Here is a 1,465-nt window from a genome sequence, read left to right as displayed (position 1 = left end):
TATGGCAGATAAAAGAGAAAACGAGATGCAGAATGGTACACCTGTTAATTTAAGAGGACTGGATGCGGGAGGAAATAGTATTACCCCATCCTTACAAAATGTTATTGAAGCACTACCTGGAGAACGATACTACGGGAATGGAATGTATTATTGGCTACCCAAACGCGTTATATCACTGTCTAAACCTGATGGAGGGAGTAAAACCTTTACCGTCACTTTATTTCGAATAGGTGAGGAGCACAGTTACCATTTTAATTTTTTTGAGTTATTTACAATGTCAGACCCTTCTATGAATCATAGCTTGTCAGGATGGGCCAAAGTACATTATGCATCAGGTGGTACTATTCAGTACGATGTTGCTCATACTGAATATGGTTCTTTTTCCAATTTAAGAATAATTCGTTATAATGGAGAAGTATATATTGCAATAGATGTAATTATTAACCAATACGGTGGAAATAAATTGTGCTTAATCGGCTTCCATGAGGACATATCACAGATTATGGACGTAACAGGTAATTTTACAGAAAATGAACTTCAATGAGCGATTTTACCACCATGCCTTATTTAGGAAAGGTATGGTGGTTTAAGAACATCTGTGATTAGATAAAAGATATTTGCTTCCAGTCAGACCACGAACCTGTTTTGTGGCGATAGTAAATAGTTCCGGTAATATATGTAAAATAAAGCTGTTTGGCACAATTTATATCCCAATGTAAATGGAAAAGGATGCACCCTTGTGTTTGTCCTGAATTGGGTGGGATATTTTCGCATTTATCACCAATATTATATAATCCGCTTTTATCAATTGCATTCAAATCTAAAGCATTACCATTATCAATTAAAGTACCTATTACGTAAACTAATTGATTATTCTTTATTTTTACCTGCGACCCATCAGCTGTTTCAGCATATATATACTCTGCGTTAGATACTGATGAAAACTCGCTCATTTTTATATCCTCTGCCATATCAATACTTTTTAGGGGCAAAAGACATAAAGCCACAAAAGCCTCATGAAAATGTATGCTACAACATAGAAATAATTAAACTTGAAGGTGTGTCTGTCATATTTTTGACTTTAATATTTCCATATGTTTCTGTTTTATAGATACAAAATTTGCCGGGTTCTTCCTTTTCATATACATAAATATCATTAGGATTTGATATTAATGTGAAAGCTGTGGAGTTATTCCTTGACTCAACCACAGATATACTACCTGTTATATGAGTTGCTTTTATCACTAACAACGCACTTATATTAATCCCAAGGTCAAGTTCTTGATTAATACCCACATAATAAAGTTTTTCACGAATTAAATCATTCTTCTTAATCTTTACTTGGCTACCGTCCGCTGTTTCCGCATACACATATTCTACTTTCGTTGCCTGAATAAAGGTATTCATTCTCTTATCTACCATACCCTTGTACCTTTTAGGGGCACAAGATACGGCAGATTAAAAC

Annotated in this window: 3 protein-coding genes; 1 reads left to right on the top strand and 2 read right to left on the bottom strand. The window is 34.5% G+C overall.

All coding sequences use genetic code 11. The annotated features are described in order from the left end of the window. Window positions 1-544 (top strand): hypothetical protein (locus DW121_RS15660; RefSeq protein WP_118324493.1); only part of this gene is annotated, 544 nt, incomplete at its 5' end. A 58-nt stretch (window positions 545-602) separates the two neighbouring features. On the opposite strand, the gene DW121_RS15480 is transcribed toward DW121_RS15660, so the two are convergent. Together DW121_RS15480 and DW121_RS15475 are read right to left on the bottom strand one after the other, a co-directional pair. Continuing rightward, window positions 603-971 carry a pyocin knob domain-containing protein gene (locus DW121_RS15480; RefSeq protein ID WP_118324491.1) on the bottom strand — a complete coding sequence of 123 codons (369 nt, stop codon included), beginning with the start codon at window positions 969-971 and terminating at the stop codon, window positions 603-605. Between the two features lie 58 nt (window positions 972-1,029). Further along, window positions 1,030-1,422, bottom strand: coding sequence for a hypothetical protein (locus DW121_RS15475; protein WP_118324489.1), 393 nt, complete (start codon window positions 1,420-1,422; stop codon window positions 1,030-1,032). Window positions 1,423-1,465: the final 43 nt, after the last annotated feature.

Origin of the sequence: Bacteroides sp. AM10-21B, assembly GCF_003472565.1 — a bacterium.
Taxonomy (GTDB): domain Bacteria; phylum Bacteroidota; class Bacteroidia; order Bacteroidales; family Bacteroidaceae; genus Bacteroides; species Bacteroides propionicigenes.
The sequence above is the reverse complement of the archived record's forward strand: the minus strand, read 5'-3'. Positions and strand labels throughout refer to the sequence as shown.

Excerpts from the sequence above, each read along its gene's own strand:
- DW121_RS15480 (WP_118324491.1), bottom strand. The coding sequence starts at position 971 with ATGGCAGAGGATATAAAAATGAGCGAGTTTTCATCAGTATCTAACGCA.
- DW121_RS15475 (WP_118324489.1), bottom strand. The coding sequence starts at position 1,422 with ATGGTAGATAAGAGAATGAATACCTTTATTCAGGCAACGAAAGTAGAA.